Below are 18,221 nucleotides of genomic sequence, written 5' to 3'. Positions count from 1 at the left end.
TGCGATCGCATCCAAGGTATTAGCACTAGCCTCCGCACCTTTTCTAGAGTTGACAAAGACTACAAAGTTCCTTTTAATATCCATGAGGGCATCGACAGCACGATCTTAATTCTCAAATATCGATTGAAAACCAACGATCTGCGACCCGCGATTGAAGTAGTTAAAGACTACGGAAATATTTCGGAGATCGAATGCTTTCCCGGACAGCTTAACCAGGTGTTTATGAACATTATAGCTAATGCGATCGATGCGTTGGAAGAATCAAATATCAATCGCAGCTTTGCAGAAATTAAGGCTAATGCTAATCGGATTACCATTCAAACTACCTTAGTAGATAACCAGGTAAAAATTACTATTGCTGATAATGGTCGCGGGATGAATGAATCAGTCAAATCAAAGATTTTTGACCATTTATTTACGACTAAAGCGGTAGGGAAAGGCACGGGATTGGGATTGGCGATCGCGCGTCAAATCGTCGTCGAAAAACATAGCGGTTTCCTTAACGTTAACTCAATACCAACCCAAGGAAGTGAATTTATCATCACTTTACCCATCAATGCAGAATAAATGAGTTAAGTTCGCGCAAATTTAGGCTCTTTTAACTGTTCGCTTACTTATAAATTTTTAAACAAAAATACCCATGAATAACTATACCGAAAATAGCAAACCTCAGACAAACTTTCAAATTCTCGACTATCAAATTATAGAGACCATTTATTCAGGAAGTCGCACCTTAGTTTATCGAGCAGTCCGTATTCATGACCAATTACCTGTCATTATCAAACTACTAAAAAATGACTATCCCACCTTTAGCGAATTGGTACAGTTTCGCAATCAATACACCATTGCCAAAAATCTCAATTCACCTCCGATCGTACAAACCTATAGTCTCGAACCATATCAAAATGGCTATGCGTTGGTAATGGAAGACTTTGGGGGAATTTCTCTTCACGAATGGGCGGTGCAAGGGGAAAAGGCACTATCTTTGAGAGAATTTTTAGAGATAGCGATCGCACTGTGCAATACCTTAGATATACTTTATCGCGAGCGGATAGTTCACAAAGACATCAAACCCAGTAATATCTTAATTAATCCTGCAACCAACCAAATTAAATTAATTGACTTTAGTATTGCCTCCTTGCTACCGCGAGAAACGCAAACTTTGATAAATCCCCAAGTTTTAGAGGGAACACTAGCTTATATTTCTCCCGAACAAACAGGCCGAATGAATCGGGGAATTGACTATCGGACAGACTTTTATTCTTTGGGTGTAACTTTCTACGAATTATTGACTGGAAAATTACCTTTTCAATCAAATGACCCAATGGAATTAGTCCATTGTCATATTGCCAAACCAGCACCATTACTATATGAAATCAATCCAAAAATCCCCTCTGTCATCTCAGAGATTGTCAGTAAATTGATGGCGAAGAATGCGGAAGATCGCTATCAAAGTGCTTTGGGATTGAAGCATGACTTAGAGCGATGTTTATCGCAGTGGCAAGAAAATGGAAAGATTGAAAACTTTGAATTAGGTAGGTGCGACATCAGCGATCGCTTCCTGATTCCCGAAAAACTCTATGGACGGGAAAGCGAAGTACAGGCTTTACTAGAAGCCTTCGATCGCGTTACTGGGGGAAACACTGAACTGATGTTAATTGCAGGTTTCTCTGGGATTGGCAAAACTGCCGTTGTTAATGAAGTCCATAAGCCCATCGTGCGACAACGGGGATATTTCATCAAAGGCAAATTTGACCAGTTTAATCGCAACATTCCCCTCTCAGCATTTGTACAAGCGTTGCGCGATTTGATGGGGCAATTGTTGAGTGAAAATGATGTAGCACTGGCGCAATGGCAAGCGAAAATTCTGTCTGCACTGGGAGAGAGTGGACAAGTTCTAATTGAAGTGATTCCAGAACTAGAGCAGATTATTGGTAAACAGCCCAGTGTCGTGGAACTATCGGGCAGTGCGGCACAGAATAGATTTAATTTACTGTTCCAAAATTTCATTGCAGTCTTAACAACAGCAGAACACCCATTAGTGATATTTTTGGACGATCTACAATGGGCAGATTCAGCTTCCCTACAGTTAATCAAACTGCTGATGAACGATCGGGGCCATTTGCTGATGTTGGGTGCTTATCGAGATAACGAAGTGTCGCCCATACACCTGTTGATGGTAACGCTGGAAGAACTCAAGAAGGCAGAGGCGATTGTTGATACGATTACCTTGAAACCACTGGCTTTTGATGATACCAATCATCTGGTGGCAGATACGTTGAGTTGTTCTGGGGAATTGGTGCAACCTCTGACTGAATTAATTACGCGCAAAACTCAAGGCAATCCCTTTTTCACGACGCAGTTTCTCAAAACATTACATGAGGATGGCTATATTACCTTCGATCGCGATCGCCGCTATTGGATATGCGATATTGCCAAAGTGAGAGATCTGGTACTCACAGATGATGTCGTAGAATTTATGGCATTGCAGTTGCAGAAATTGCCAGAGGCAACCCAACAGGTACTCAAATTAGCCGCTTGTGTGGGCAACCAGTTTGATTTGGCAACCTTGGCGATCGTCTCAGAGCGATCGCCTACCGATGCAGCAACAGCCTTATGGAAAGCTTTGCAAGAAGGTTTGATTTTGCCAACGAGCCAAGTCTACAAGTTCTTTCAGAGTAGGGAGCAATCTGATACTCCCAATAGTGCCAACCCAATCTATCGATTTTTGCACGATCGGGTTCAACAAGCTGCCTATTTGTTGATTCCAGAGGAACAGAAACAACTGACTCATCTCGCTATTGGACAACTGCTTTTGCAAAATACTGACAAAACGCAACAAAATGAGCGGATTTTTGAGATTGTCAATCACTTAAATTATGGCATTTCCCTTCTTTCTTCACTCGCTCAGCGCGAGCAGTATGCTCAATTAAATCTGAAGGCAGGGCGCAAAGCTAAGGAATCAACCGCCTATAATGCAGCACAGCATTACCTTGCTCAGGGGATACAGTTATTAAGGGAAAGTGGTTGGGATATTAATCCTAATCTGATGGAAAGCTTGTACGAGGAAGCGGCAGAAGTAGCGTTGCTCAATTGTGATTTTGAGCAGATGGAATCTCTGATTCAGGTTGTATTACAACAAACTACTACCTTACTTGGACAGGTAAAAGTATATGAGGTCAAACTCCAAGCATATAAGGTACAAAATCAACAGCTTCAAGCGATTACAGTTGGTCTAGAAATCCTTCAGAAATTGGGGGTAAGTTTTCCTGAGTCCATCACCCCTTTAGAAATTAAACAGTACGTTGAAAATACGCTGGCATCTTTACCAAGTTGTGCGATCGCAGAGTTAGTAAACTGCCCAGTCATGCAAGATGCGAATGCTTTAGCTGCTTTACGAATTATGACTAGCCTGGTTCCGTCCGTTCATCAGGCCGCTCCTCACCTTTTTCCAATTATTGCCTGTGAAGAAGTCAATTTATCGCTTAAATACGGTAATTCACCTTTTTCTGCACCGGGATACGCAGATTTTGGGATTATTGTTAGCAGTGTGTTGAATAAGCTAGAAGAAGGGTATCAATTTGGACAGCTAGCACTTAACATCATGGATAAATTCTCTGATAAATCGGTTCAGAGCATGACTCAGTTTAAGGTTGCTGCCTTTAATCAATCGAATCGAGAAAGCATTCAAAAAGCGATTAATTTATTGAAAGAATCCTATCAAGTTGGATTAGAAACAGGAGATTATGTTCACTCACTTGTTTCCACTTCATTTAGGTTAATGTACACCTATTTAAGTGGTGCAGAGGGTCTAGAAACATTACTAGAAGAACTTGCTATTTATCAGGGAAAGTTTGCAACAAGTCAACATTTTTTAAGTTGGGCACATATCCTGCGTTATTCTATCAAAAACCTTACTGAGTTTAGCGAAACTCCAAACTGTCTTGGTAGTGATGCTAGCGATGAAGCAGATTACTTATCAAGACTCTGTAAAGAAAATGATGAATTAGTCCTCCATCTATTTTATCTGTGTAAGTTGATATTAAGCTTCTTGTTTAGAGATATTGCTGTTGCAATTCAGTATGCAGATGCAGGCCAAAAATATCTTAAAGCTGGTATGGGAATGCCTTCTGCACCAGTTTATTATTACTATGATTCATTAGCTCGTCTCACACTTTATCCAACGGTCGATCCTTCGCAGCAAGTAAAACTTCTCTCTCAGGTTGAAACTAACCAAGCAAAACTAGGGATCTATGTCAGTGCTGCACCCATCAATTATCAACACAAGTATTTTCTGGTAGAAGCACTACGGTGCTGCATTTTAGGTAACAGAGCAGAAGCGATCGATCTGTACGATCGCGCCATTTCTGGAGCCAAAACCAACGAATACATTCAAGAAGAAGCCTTAGCCAACGAACTCACCGCTAAATTTTATCTCAATTGGGGTAAAGAAAAAGTTGCTGCTGGCTATATGCAAGAAGCCTACTATTGCTATGCCCGCTGGGGTGCTAAAGCTAAAGTTATTGATTTAGAACAACACTATCCCCAACTCCTTGCGCCCATCCTTCAACAGTCTCGCGCTACTAACTTCTTTAAGGAAACATTTAGACAAGCAACGATTTCTGTTACTAAAACCTCTAGCAGTATCTCTGAAGCGCTAGATTTAGGAACTTTACTTAAAGCTTCTCAAGCGATTTCTGGAAAAATTGAACTAAATAAACTCCTAACTACTCTCCTAGAAATAGTTATTGCCAATGCTGGCGCAAATAAGTGTGCCTTACTCCTCAAACAAGATAAAGATTTAGAAGTAGTAGCCTTAGTAGCAGAAGGAGAATCACCACAGCTATTACCCTCAATTACCCTAGAATCCAGCCCAGATATTGCAATTAGTTTGGTGAATACTGTCAAGCGAACTTTGTCACCTTTAGTCTTATTTGATGCCCGGATAAGTTGTCAGTTTGCTGGTGATAGTTACATCCAAAAATATCAGCCAAAAAGCGTTCTTTGCAGCCCGATTCTGAATCAAGGGCAGTTAATTGGAGTTTTATATCTAGAAAATAATGTAACTGTGGGGGCGTTTACGAGCGATCGCATAGAAGTCCTGAATCTAATTTGCGCTCAAGCTGCTATCTCTTTAGAAAATGCCCGTTTATATGAAGCGGCACAACAAGCCTTGGTCGATCTCAAACACGCCCAACTCACCATCGTGCAAAGCGAAAAGATGTCTGCGTTGGGTAACTTAGTTGCTGGGGTTGCCCATGAAATTAATAACCCCATTGGCTTTATTGCTGGCAATATTCAACCTGCCTTAGATTATATCAACTATTTGTTGGGATTGGTTAATCTCTTTCAGCAAGAATACCCTAATTATAGTCCAGTAATTCAAAAAGAAATAGAAGCCATCGATCTTGAGTATATTCGGGAAGATCTACCAAAATTAATTGGTTCGATGCAGGAAGGAGTGAAACGAATTCAAGATATTAGCACTAGCTTAAGAACCTTCTCCCGTGCGGATAATAACCATCCCGTTGCCTGCAATATCCATGATGGGATTGATAGTACCATTATGATCCTCAAACATCGCCTGAAAGCTAATGAAAATCGCCCAGAAATCAAGGTGATTAAAGAATATGGAAATTTACCCCAAATTGAATGCTATGCGGGACAGCTAAATCAAGTATTCATGAATTTATTGACTAATGCCATTGATGGTGTAGAAGACTCAAATCAAGGCCGTAAGTATGCAGAAATTAACAATGAAATTACTGTTGAAAGTGAGTTTTTAGAGGACAAAGAACAGGCCATAATTCGGATTAAAGATAATGGGATTGGCATGAGTGCAGAGGTACAGTCGAAGATTTTTGACCATTTATTTACGACGAAAGCGGTAGGGAAAGGCACGGGATTGGGATTGGCGATCGCACGTCAAATTATCGTCGAGAAACATGGCGGTTCTATTCAGGTCAATTCTATAATGGGAACTGGAACGGAATTTATCATCTCCTTACCAGTTGAGTTAAGGGATAATTAAACAAGTTGATTTTTCTAAGCATTAATACTCATCTAATTACCGCTTAAGCATTAAGCATCAATTTTCAACCGACAAAAGTTATGGATAACTCTCACCAAAACATCAACCTTTATACAGATCTTCAAGTTCCCAACTATCAAATTATAGAGACAGTTTATGCAGGAAGTCGCACCCTAGTATATCGAGCAGTCCGTACCAGCGATCGATTACCTGTCATCATTAAGCTGCTAAAAAATTCTTATCCTAGCTTCAGCGAATTAGTGCAGTTTCGCAATCAGTACACCATTGTCAAAAATCTCAACTCACCCTTAATCGTTCAAACTTATAGCCTAGAACCCTATCAAAATGGCTATGCGTTAGTCATGGAAGACTTTGGGGGAATTTCTCTGAAAGAATGGGCAGTTAAAAATAAAAATGTCCTCTCTTTGAGAGAGTTTTTCCAAATAGCAATTACCCTCTGTACTGCTTTAGATATACTTTATCGCGATCGCATTATTCATAAAGACATCAAACCCAGTAATATTCTCATTAACCCAGAAACCAAACAAGTCAAATTAATTGACTTTAGTATTGCATCTTTGCTCCCACGGGAAACGCAGACACTAATTAATCCCAATGTATTAGAAGGGACTCTTGCTTATCTTTCCCCAGAACAAACTGGTCGAATGAACCGAGGAATTGATTATCGGACTGACTTTTATTCTTTAGGTGTTTCCTTCTATGAATTACTGACAGGTAAATTACCTTTTGAATCTAACGATCCAATGGAGTTAGTACATTGTCATATTGCGAAATCCTCGCCATTATTGAAGGAAATTAATTCGGAAATTCCCCCTGTACTATCAGAAATTGTCACAAAATTGATGGCAAAAAATGCTGAAAATAGATACCAGAGTGCATTAGGAATAAAATATGATTTAGAAAAATGTTTTGCTCAATTTCAAGAAATTGGTCACATTGAATACTTTGAAATTGGGCGACTGGATATATGCGATCGCTTCATCATCCCTGATAAAATCTATGGACGAGAAGCCGAAGTATCAGCTCTATTACAAGCCTTTGAAAGAGTCGCTAGCCCCCCTGAATCCCCCCTTGGCAAGGGGGAACTAAGGGGGGTAGAAATGATGCTAGTAGCAGGTTTTTCAGGGATTGGAAAAACCGCCGTCGTCAACGAAGTTCACAAACCAATTGTCAGGAAACATGGTTATTTTATCAAAGGAAAATTTGACCAGTTTCAACGGAATATACCGTTTAGTGCTTTTGTACAAGTATTTCGAGATTTAATGGGGCAATTATTAACAGAAAGCGATCTCCAGCTAGAGAGATGGAGAAACCAAATATTAGCAGCAGTTGGAGAAAATGGACAAGTAATTATTGAGGTGATTCCCGAAGTAGAGCGCATTATTGGCAAACAGCCTTCTGTACCCGAACTTTCTGGTAATGCTGCCCAAAACCGCTTCAATTTACTGTTAGAAAAATTTATCCAGGTGTTCGCTACAAAAGAACATCCTCTAGTCATCTTTATTGATGACTTGCAGTGGGCAGACTCGGCATCACTGAAGTTGATACACCTGCTGATGAGTAAAACTGATAGGCAGTATTTCTTACTGATTGGCGCATACCGGGATAACGAAGTCTCAGAATCTCATCCATTGATATTGATGCTGCAAGAGCTTGAAAAAGCCAAGGCAACAATCAATACCATGATGCTAGCTCCCCTCAATCAGGTATCAATAAATCAGTTAGTTGCAGATACACTTGGTTGTTCTCTAAACTTGGCATTGCCATTGACCGAGTTGGTGATGAGCAAGACCAAAGGTAATCCCTTCTTCACCACGCAGTTTCTCAAAGCATTGCATGAAGATGGATTAATTACCTTTAACTTGACCCCCCCAACGCCTCCTTACCAAGGGGCGGCAAGAGGGGGTTGGCAGTGCGACATTACCCAGGTGCGATCGCACTCGCTCACCGATGATGTCGTAGAGTTCATGGCAGGGCAACTTTTAAAATTGCCACTAGAAACCCAAACAGTTCTCAAACTAGCGGCTTGCATCGGGGCGCAGTTTGATTTAAATACCCTGGCAATTGTTTCAGAACAATCCCAAACAGACGTAGCGACGGCGTTATGGAAAGCCTTGCAAGAAGGTTTAATCTTACCTATTACCGAAACCTACAAGTTCTTCCAAGCTGCTGATCTAGAAACATCGACCCAACAGATTGCCGTACCCTACAAATTTTTACATGACCGAGTACAACAAGCCGCCTATTCCCTAATTCCCGATGACCAAAAAGCCTCGATCCATCTGAAGATAGGTCAACTGCTGCTCGATCGCACATCAGACATAGAACAGAACAGCAAACTCTTTGATATTGTCAATCACCTGAACAGGGGATTGAAATTGGTTGTTCAGCCCGCAGAACGAGAGAAAATTGCCCAATTAAACGGACTCGCCGCCAAAAGAGCCAGGTCTGCAACCGCCTATGAATCAGCTATGACCTACGCAACTACGGGAATCACCCTGTTAACTTCCGATTGCTGGCAAAGTCAGTATGAATTGGCTCTAATGTTGCACCAATTGGCGGCTGAAAATGCCTTTCTTGCTGGAGAATATGAGCAAATGGAACATTGGGCCGAGATAGTGTTGCAAGAAGCGAAAACACTACTCGATCGGGTGAAAATCTACGAGATAGAGATTCAAAACCATATATTCCAGCATCAATTCTTGGATGCGCTCGCCTTGGCGAAACAAGTGCTAAGTCAATTGGGTATTCAATTACCCGATTGTCCTACTCAGGAAGATATCCAGCAGGGATTTCAGTATACGGTGAACCTGTTGGCAGGTAGACCGATCGAGGAGTTATTAAACCTGCCCCCCATGACGGCATCTGAACCCCTGGCAGCGATGAGAATTGCCGCCAGCGCTGCACCAGGCATTTATAATACAAATCCTTTGTTATATCCATTACTGATTTTTTCGCAGGTAAATGCCTCGATTCAACATGGCAACGCACCGTTCTCTGCCTTCTTTTATGTCAGCTATGGCCTGCTCTTGAATGGCATTTTAGAAGACATGGAAGCGGCAGAGCGGGCTGGCAAGCTAGCGTTAGCGGTAATCGAAAAACTCAATGCCAAGGAGGTTGAATGTAGAATCCGCGTCATATTGGGGGCATTTGTTCTGCATGGAACTACTCATTTGCAAATGTCAGTGCCAGTTCTACGGGAAAGCTACCAAATTGGATTAGATACCGGAGATTTGGAATTTGCGGGTTATGGCGCATTTCATAGCTGCAAAATTGCCTACTTCAGCAGTCAGGAACTCTTAACGCTGGAGCGAGATATCCACGTCTACAGTCAGATGCCGAAGAATCTCAAGCAGGTTCAGACGTTTAACTGCTTTCAAATACTCAGACAGGCGGTTTTAAAACTGTTGGGCAATGCTCACAATTCCCAGCTTTTGGTGGGCGATCTGTTCGACGAGGCGCAGTTCCTACCCCAGTTGTTGGCAGCCAACGATCTGATGGGGCTTCATTTCTTCTATCTGCATAAACTGATTCTTGGCTACCTGTTTGGTGAAACGGCGCAATCCCTGTCAGAGATTGCGACTGAGGGCAGACAGTATTTAGCAGCAGGGGCAGGTATTGTTACGGTGCCAATCTTTTACTTCTATGATTCTCTTGCTGCTTTAACTGGAGATTGTAGTGGGGATTCTGATTTGACCGATCGCCTGCAACGGGTAGCAGAAAATCAGACAAAGTTGCAGAAGCGGGCGCATTATGCACCGATGAACTACTTGCATAAGTGGTGTTTGGTGGAGGCCCAAAAGCATCGAGTCTTAGGTGAAAAAGCTGAGGCGATCGACTTGTACGATCGCGCCATTGCTCTTGCTAAAGAACACGGCTACATCCAAGAAGAAGCCTTAGCCAATGAACTAGCCGCCAAATTTTACCTCGACTGGGGCAGACAGCGCATTGCTGGGGACTACATGATTGAAGCCTACTATGCCTATGCTCGTTGGGGTGCAAAAGCCAAGGTTGCCGACTTAGAAAAACGCTATCCCCAACTACTGGCCCCCATTCTTCAACAAATTCGTTCTCCCCTCTCAACTCATGAAACTGTCTTCGACTTGGGAACTATCACCTCTACCAGTTCCGCCACTTCTAGCAGTAGCAGTGTCTCAGATACTCTGGATTTAAAAGCAATTCTCAAAGCTTCCCAAACTATCTCAAGCGAAATCGAATTATCCAAACTGCTTTCATCATTACTTTCGCTCGTCATTGAAAATGCGGGGGCCGATAAATGCGTGTTAATGTTGTTGCTAGAGAATCGCCTGCTGATTAAAGGGTCAATTACTGTAGGGACGCAGCCAGTAGTGTTGCAGCGCCTTGCTGTTGAGGATAGCCAAGTCATTCCTCTGAAGCTGATTTACAAAGTCTTGCACGACAGGCAAACTGTTGTGCTCTTTGATGCCACCCTCGATCCGACTTTGGCCAATGACCCTTATATTATTCGTCAGCAGCCTTCTAGTATCTTGTGTAGCCCGATTTTGCATCAAGGGAAATTGCTGGGCATTTTATATCTAGAGAATAATTTAGCGACGGGGGCGTTTACAAGCGATCGCGTGGAACTCCTAACTTTACTTTGTACTCAAGCCGCCATTTCCCTAGAAAATGCCGGACTTTACGAGCGATCGCAAGCTTATGCTCAGCAGCTAGAGCGAGCCTTACATGACTTGCAGCAAAGCCAATTGCAAATGATTCAAAGCGAAAAGATGTCAACTTTGGGTAATTTAGTTGCAGGGGTGGCTCACGAAATTAATAACCCTGTTGGCTTCCTTACTGGCAATATTACCCCAGCCTTAGATTACATTAAAGATTTGTTTGAATTGATCGATTTAGTGCAACAAAAATATCCCCAACTACATCCAGATATTCAAGAGCAAATAGAAACGATTGAACTTGACTATATTCGAGAAGACTTACCCAAGTTAGTTGAATCGATGCAAGAAGGCGTGAAGCGGCTTCAAGACATTAGCGTGAGTCTCAGAAACTTCTCCCGTGCTGATAGCGATCGCCCTGTAGCTTGTAATATTCATGATGGAATTAATAGCACTATATTAATCCTCAAACATCGGCTGAAAGCTAATGAATTTCGCCCGGAAATTCAAGTGATTAAGGAATATGGCGCTCTCCCTGAAGTGGAATGCTATGCGGGACAGCTTAATCAAGTGTTTATGAATATCTTGGCTAATGCGATCGATGCACTGGAAGAATCAAATATTGGGCGGAGTTTTGCCCAAATCAAGGATAATCCTAATCGCATTAAAATTATCACCTCTCTAGAGAATAAACAGGTAAAAATTACCATTGCCGATAACGGTCAAGGGATGAGTGAAGAAGTTAAAACCAAAATATTTGACCATTTATTTACGACAAAAGCGGTTGGGAAAGGCACGGGATTAGGATTACCGATCGCGCATCAAATCGTTGTGGAAAAACATCAGGGAAAAATTACAGTTAATTCTGTACCTGGTGAAGGCACTGTGTTTTGGATCGTAATTCCTGTCAAATAATAGCATAGCGTAGGATTGAATCTTATTTATGAAAATAGCAAAACAGTATCAATCGATCGAACAATCTTCTAAGCAAATCTTCCGTCCCAACAAAATACTAATCTCTCGAAGCTACTTGACTCGCACGATCATTGCCAGCACAACAATAGTTGTGAGTATTGCTGCTTACTTCAGTTATCAAAGTGTACGAAACATCGTGCTAGAGAATCTGAAGCTTAATGCAATGTTTGAAGTTAAAGGAGGTGTGAAAGAGGTGGATAGCTGGCTGGCAACACTGAAAGCTAAGATGGATATCTTGGCAAACACAGCACCAGTTAAGTCTTTAGATTGGTCGATTGCTAGTCCTTATTTGGTGGCAGAACAAAAACGAAGCGGGGTTTTTGCAAGTCTTTCGATTGTTCAAGCAGACGGTTCGCGTGAAACAACACTCCCTAATGCTAAACGGGTAAATATGAGCGATCGCCTGTGGTTTCAGAAAGCAATGTCTGGACAGATTTATGTGAACGATCCGGTAATTTCCAGAGGGTCAGGAAAACCAGTAATTACCATTGCGGCTCCCATCATAGCTCAGGCAGAATCTGACAAAAGTCCCATTGGTGTAATATTGTGTGGTGTTTCGACTGATCGGGTAGCACAAGTAGTCAATCAAATTAAGTATGGCAAAGATAGCTATGCCTTTGCGCTCAACTCAAAGGGGCAGGTAATTATCCACCCCGATCGGACTTTGATGTCAACGGCAGAGAAGCCCGGCCCCAGTCTTCTAAATTCATCAGATCGAGACTTAGCCGTAATCTCTAAAAAAATGGTTGACAAAAAACAGGAGATTATCTTAGCAAAGCTGGACGGTAAGGAATATTATGTGAGTTTTAGTCCACTCCAAGAAGCTAATTGGTCAGTTGCTTTAGCCATCCCCCGTGAAAATATCGAATCTCAACTCCACCCTCTAGATTTAATCGCAATGGTAGTGTTAGGACTGGCAGGCACATTAATAGGAGTGTTATGGTACATTCAATCATCGGAACAAACTCAACTGAAAAAATCTAAAGAGGCTGCCGAGCTAGCTAAGGAAGCAGCTAATGCTGCAAATCAAGCAAAAAGTGACTTTCTGGCAAATATGAGCCACGAACTCCGCACACCTCTCAACGGGATTCTTGGTTATGCCCAAATCCTCGATCGCTCCAAAGTTATACCAGACAAAGAACGACACGGAATTCAAATTATTTATCAATGCGGCTCCCATCTACTAACCCTGATTAATGATGTATTAGACATCTCCAAAATCGAAGCCCGCAAACTAGAACTTACCCCAAAAGCCATTCATTTACCATCCTTTCTGCAAGGAGTAGTTGAAATCTGTCGAGTGCGCTCAGACCAAAAAGGTATCGAGTTCATTTATCAACCAGATATCAACTTACCCACAGGAATTCTAGCTGACGAAAAACGGCTCCGCCAAGTGCTACTCAATCTCTTAGGAAATGCGATTAAATTCACCGATAAAGGCAGCGTCACCCTGAAGGTAGAAGTGATAGAACCAAATGCAACTATGCGATTACCTCAGCTTAAATTCCAAGCGATCGATACAGGAGTTGGCATCGCCTCTGACCAAGTAAACAAACTTTTCCAAGCCTTTGAACAAGTAGGCGATCGCAAACGCCAGTCGGAAGGCACAGGCTTAGGTTTAGCCATCAGTCAAAAAATTGTGGAATTGATGGGTGGAAAAATTCAAGTTGAAAGCCATCTGGGAATAGGCAGTAACTTCTACTTTGAAGTAGCACTGCCAATTGCCACCGATTGGGCACAAAAAAATTCAGTCAAAGACGGGCGCACAATTATCGGCTATGAAGGGCAACCGCGCCACATATTGATCGTAGATGACCGTTGGGAAAATCGGTCAGTTTTGGCGAACTTGCTAGAGCCTCTAGGGTTCACATTTACTGAAGCAGAAAATGGTCAAGAATGCTTAGAAAAAGCTAGAGAAAAATTGCCAGATTTAATTATAACTGACTTAGCAATGCCAGTAATGAATGGTTTTCAAATGCTCAAACAGTTACGAAGATCGGAGGATCTTAAGCATTTACGGGTGATAGTATCTTCGGCATCTGTATCAGAAATAGACCAGCAGAAAAGCTTAGATATGGGTGGAGATGACTTTCTGACCAAACCCGTTGATGCAGAGGAGTTATTGACTTTGTTGGCCAAGCACTTACAACTGACTTGGAAATATGATGAAAATGAGTTAAGCACAAGCGACCATGAAGTATCAACGAAAGAACTAATTCCCCCATCGGCGGCAGACTTGCAAATTTTACTAGAACTGGCACAGGATGGTTTGCTCAGAGAACTGGCAGAAACCGCTGATAAAATTGGACAAAAGGATAAGCGCTATCAGCCCTTTATTCAGGAAGTAATACAATTAGCTAAGCAATTCCAAACTGAGAGGATTGAGGCATTAATTCAACAACAGCTTACTAATACCTAAAACTTGGATAACTATCACTATGACAACAGGTTTAACTGGCTTAATTTTAATCGTTGATGATACTCCGACCAATCTGGATGTCATCTCGGAAGCGTTGAGTAATGCGGGGTATAAGGTGGCGATCGCTACCAGTGGCGAACGCGCCCTGCAACAAATTGAGCGGCGACAGCCCGATCTGATTTTACTGGATGTAATGATGCCTGGAATTGATGGGTTTGAAACCTGCAAACGCCTTAAAGCTAATGCTAAAACTTGTGATATTCCAGTTATCTTTATGACCGCTCTGGCTGATGTAGATAACAAAGTTAAAGGGCTTAAACTTGGTGCAGTAGACTACGTTACTAAGCCCTTTCAAGAACAAGAAGTCTTAGCGCGGGTGAAAACCCATTTACAGTTACGTCTCTTAACTCAAAATTTAGAACAGCAAGTGGCTCAAAAAACTGCTGAATTACGAGCAGTTCAGATCCAAGTTATTCAACGCGAAAAAATGTCTGCTTTGGGCAACTTAGTAGCTGGTGTTGCCCACGAAATTAATAACCCCGTTTGCTTTCTTAGTGGTAATATTAAGCCTGCGTTAGAGTACATCAAAGATTTGTTTGGATTGCTGGATTTAGTTCAGCAAGAATCTGCTAATTTCAGTCCGGCAATTCAAGAGAAAATTGAAGCAATTGACCTTGAGTACATCCGCGAAGACTTACCTAAATTAGTTGGATCGATGCAAGAAGGAGTAAACCGGATTAAAGATATTAGCATCAGCTTGCGGACATTTTCTCGTGCAGATAGCGATCGCGCTGTAGCCTGCAATATCCACGATGGGATTGATAGTACAATTATGATTCTCAAACATCGCCTAAAAGCTAACGAAAATCGCCCAGAGATTCAAGTTATCAAAGAGTATGGCGATCTACCTCAAGTCGAATGTTATGCCGGACAATTAAATCAGGTATTTATGAATATATTAAGTAATGCTATTGATGCACTGGAAGAATCAAATACTGGACGTAGTTATGCAGAGGTTAAAATCCATCCTAATCAAATTACTATTAAGACAGAATTATCTGAAGATAGCCAGCAAGCAATAATTCATATCAAAGATAATGGTATTGGCATGAGTGATGGGTTACGACATAAGATTTTTGATGATTTATTTACTACCAAGGAAGTAGGAAAAGGTACAGGATTGGGATTGGCGATCGCGCGTCAAATTGTGGTTGAAAAACACTCTGGTATGATAGAAGTAGACTCTAATTTAGGAGAGGGGACAGAGTTTAGGATTCTTTTACCTGTCAAGGCATAAACCCTAGCAATTTATAAATTATCCCTATGTTACTCTGGTCAGAGAAACATAATAGGGAATTCCTTAACCTCCGCCGACGATAGTGACGATTTCTAAGCGATCGCCTTCTTGCATTTCGGTTTCTTCCCAAAATTGTCGGTGCAGTATCTCGCCGTTGTATTCCACTGCTACTAACCGGGGGTTTAATCCTAAATGTTGGAGTAGATTAGGCAGTTGGGTTTGCGGATCGCAGTTACGATTTTCTCCGTTAACTTGTAATGTAATTTGATTAGACATAAGACTGGGTTAGAGAGTTTTGAGTTTTGAGGTTTGAGTTTTAAGTCCAATGCAGAGTTTTGAGTTTTGAGTAGATAGGACTTACGCATGGGGCCCAGAAACCGGGTTTTTTACCAAAATACTTCGTTACAGCCCATAGATTCGGCAAAAAACCCGGTTTCTTGGTTTTTTTATGCGATCGCAGTCACCGTTTAATAGACCTCTCCAAAAAAGGCTGTCAAAGGCAGGCAAGATGCCTGCTCCACAAGGTTTGGAGATTTCTAATATTTTACGTAAGTTATGAGAGATTTGGATAACTCTTTTAACTCAAAACTCAAAACTCAAAACTTTTTAAGAGTTTCCTGGCAGATTTTTCTGAGAGCGCATAGTTTGAACGCGAGTTAATTGTGAGATAAAATATTGAGTGACAAGGGTTGGCTGTTCAGCTTCCATCACAGAGCGCACGACTGCGATCCGATCGGCTCCCGCCTTCAATACTTCCTCCAGGTTATTGATATCAATTCCACCGATCGCGAACCAGGGAACTGTCGAATGTTCAACCGCGTAACGCACATAATCTAAACCTGCTGCTGATTTACCAGGTTTAGTCGGAGTTTCGTAAACAGGGCCGACTCCAATATAATCAGCTCCGTCTTTAATTGCTTTGTGCATTTCCTCCTTATTAGTAGTAGAACGGCCGATGATGCGTCCCGGGCCGAGCAACTGCCGCGCTAAACTAATGGGTATATCTTCCTGTCCCAGATGTACGCCGTCTGCGCCTGTAGCGATCGCCAAATCAACGCGATCGTTGAGAATAAACAAAGCGCCGTAGCGATGGCAAAGTTCGCAGAGCTTTTGTGCCTTATTCAGCCTAACAGTATCATCAGCGGATTTATCGCGGTACTGCACAATATTCAAACCGCCTTGCAAAGCCGCTTCTACGATCGCAAATAAATGTTCTGCGGGATTCGTTACCAAATAGAAATGCGATCGCGTCAATTGCTGTTGTCGCCGATAAGCCAGCAAACTACTTTCCAAAGTATAAACCCGATAGCGCATCTGCTTAAAAGCAGCTCCCATCTCAGGATTATAAATCTTACTGTACTCTTCCACTACTCGCAGCGCTTCTTCCACGCGACAGAAATTCACCTGCAATAAACTTTCTACGCTCGATCGCTCCTCTTCTTGCGGGTGAGTTAAATCTGTACCAGGATCGCCTGGAGTATCCCGCGCAGTTCTTAGATCCACACTGTGCCAAGAAGCCAATTCCTGCCGTAATTGTTTGCATTCCTTAGCTAGCTCAACACTATTTAGACCAAACCGACACCATTCTTCAATAATCCTCAAGCCTTCGCGCGATCTATCTAGATTTGCGTCTAAAATCCGGCAGAGGGCTGGTTGCGCCAATATATTCTTACTGTGTTTATCGCCCATCAGAACCACCCTTATTATTGTTGATCACACCACTTAACCCCCTATTCTTAGATAAACTTTACAATAATCCTGCATCCTTGCCAGATTTCCCAACGGTGACACTTTCAAATTGTGCCATTAACAGATATAATCTTATAAATTTTTACCTTGTGATTTGACCGGATTCAAGATTAACAAAAGTGCAACGGTTAGTTAAACTAGCACACTTCGGAGGAGAGCCGTGAGTTTAGGAGAGGAACACAAGAGAGCGGGGGAGCGGGGGAGCGGGGGAGCACAGGGAACAACAAAAGTAAATCTTCCCCATTCTTCCCATCTCCCTCATCCCATGCGAGAAAGATTCTGCCGCCTTGCGCCGATATTTGCCACCGCTTTATTGGGCGTACACCAGCCAGTTTTAGCGCAAGGAGTGCCGCCCTTGCAGCCATCTCAAGTTTCCCAGGGCCAACAGTTGTCTCAGACGAATATATTGTACGTCAGTGTGTCGGCAGGTAGCGATAGGAGTGGTAATGGTAGCGATCGCGCTCCTTTCCAAACCATTACCCGTGCTTTGAGCGTAGCTGAACCTAACACAACAATTTTACTAGGGCCCGGTACTTACAGCACCCAAACAGGCGAAACTTTTCCTCTGATTCTGAAAGCAAATGTGAGAATTCAGGGAGATCCCAACTCTCGCGGTCAAAATATCCTGATCCAAGGTGGGGGACAATTTCTCAGTCCAACTTCTGCTGGTCAAAATATCGCGATTTTAGCCGCTGATGGGGCGGGAATTACGGGGGTGACAGTCACAAATCCCAATTACCGAGGTTACGGTTTGTGGATTGAATCGAGCTCTCCGACGGTGGCGAACAATACTTTTACTGGAAACACTCACGATGGTATTTCTGTAGTTGGCAATTCTCGGCCAATAGTGCAGGGAAATTATTTCTCCAAAAATGGAGCTAACGGCATTACAATTTTTGGTCATTCTCAAGGGGAAATCCGAGACAATACTTTTGAAAATACTGGATTTGGGATTAATGTAGCCCAGTACGCAACACCAATGCTGATTGGCAACCGGATTACTTTTAATAAAGATGGGGTTGTGGTGCAAGCTTCAGCCAGACCGGTGTTGCGGGGGAATTATATTGAAAGAAATCAGCGGGATGGGGTAGTAGC

8 protein-coding genes are annotated in these 18,221 nt (G+C 42.3%); 6 read left to right on the top strand and 2 right to left on the bottom strand.

Annotated elements, in window-relative coordinates; all coding sequences use genetic code 11:
* The 5 genes from PN499_RS12630 to PN499_RS12610 all read left to right on the top strand — a co-directional run.
* Positions 1–567 (top strand): sensor histidine kinase (locus PN499_RS12630; protein ID WP_272032280.1); only part of this gene is annotated, 567 nt, incomplete at its 5' end.
* A 73-nt stretch (positions 568–640) separates the two neighbouring features.
* Positions 641–6,031, top strand: a complete 5,391-nt coding sequence (locus PN499_RS12625; RefSeq protein ID WP_272032279.1) for a trifunctional serine/threonine-protein kinase/ATP-binding protein/sensor histidine kinase — start codon at positions 641–643, stop codon at positions 6,029–6,031.
* Between the two features lie 80 nt (positions 6,032–6,111).
* Complete coding sequence (locus tag PN499_RS12620; protein ID WP_272032278.1) at positions 6,112–11,601, top strand: trifunctional serine/threonine-protein kinase/ATP-binding protein/sensor histidine kinase; 5,490 nt, start codon at positions 6,112–6,114, stop codon at positions 11,599–11,601.
* Positions 11,602–11,629: 28 nt separating this feature from the next.
* Positions 11,630–14,080: a hybrid sensor histidine kinase/response regulator gene (locus PN499_RS12615; protein ID WP_272032277.1), complete on the top strand. Its 2,451-nt coding sequence runs from the start codon at positions 11,630–11,632 to the stop codon at positions 14,078–14,080.
* Positions 14,081–14,099: 19 nt separating this feature from the next.
* Entirely contained in the window at positions 14,100–15,377 is a 1,278-nt protein-coding gene (locus PN499_RS12610) for a hybrid sensor histidine kinase/response regulator (RefSeq protein WP_272032276.1), read from the top strand.
* 63 nt (positions 15,378–15,440) lie between these two features.
* Here PN499_RS12610 and thiS read toward each other — a convergent pair whose 3' ends face one another.
* The gene (gene thiS / locus PN499_RS12605) at positions 15,441–15,653 is read right to left on the bottom strand and encodes a sulfur carrier protein ThiS (RefSeq protein WP_007356182.1); all 213 of its coding nucleotides are present in this window, start codon (positions 15,651–15,653) and stop codon (positions 15,441–15,443) included.
* 330 nt (positions 15,654–15,983) lie between these two features.
* Positions 15,984–17,066: a thiamine phosphate synthase gene (locus tag PN499_RS12600; protein WP_272032275.1), complete on the bottom strand. Its 1,083-nt coding sequence runs from the start codon at positions 17,064–17,066 to the stop codon at positions 15,984–15,986.
* Between the two features lie 325 nt (positions 17,067–17,391).
* Here PN499_RS12600 and PN499_RS12595 point away from each other — a divergent pair.
* Positions 17,392–18,221 (top strand): DUF1565 domain-containing protein (locus tag PN499_RS12595; protein WP_272032281.1); only part of this gene is annotated, 830 nt, incomplete at its 3' end.

Source organism: Kamptonema animale CS-326 (assembly GCF_028330895.1).
GTDB lineage: Bacteria > Cyanobacteriota > Cyanobacteriia > Cyanobacteriales > Microcoleaceae > Kamptonema > Kamptonema formosum.
This window is presented reverse-complemented; position numbering and strand designations above follow the sequence as displayed.

Coding starts and splice junctions, on each gene's coding strand:
- PN499_RS12625 (WP_272032279.1), top strand. CDS start 641: ATGAATAACTATACCGAAAATAGCAAACCTCAGACAAACTTTCAAATT.
- PN499_RS12620 (WP_272032278.1), top strand. CDS start 6,112: ATGGATAACTCTCACCAAAACATCAACCTTTATACAGATCTTCAAGTT.
- PN499_RS12615 (WP_272032277.1), top strand. CDS start 11,630: ATGAAAATAGCAAAACAGTATCAATCGATCGAACAATCTTCTAAGCAA.
- PN499_RS12610 (WP_272032276.1), top strand. CDS start 14,100: ATGACAACAGGTTTAACTGGCTTAATTTTAATCGTTGATGATACTCCG.
- thiS (WP_007356182.1), bottom strand. CDS start 15,653: ATGTCTAATCAAATTACATTACAAGTTAACGGAGAAAATCGTAACTGC.
- PN499_RS12600 (WP_272032275.1), bottom strand. CDS start 17,066: ATGGGCGATAAACACAGTAAGAATATATTGGCGCAACCAGCCCTCTGC.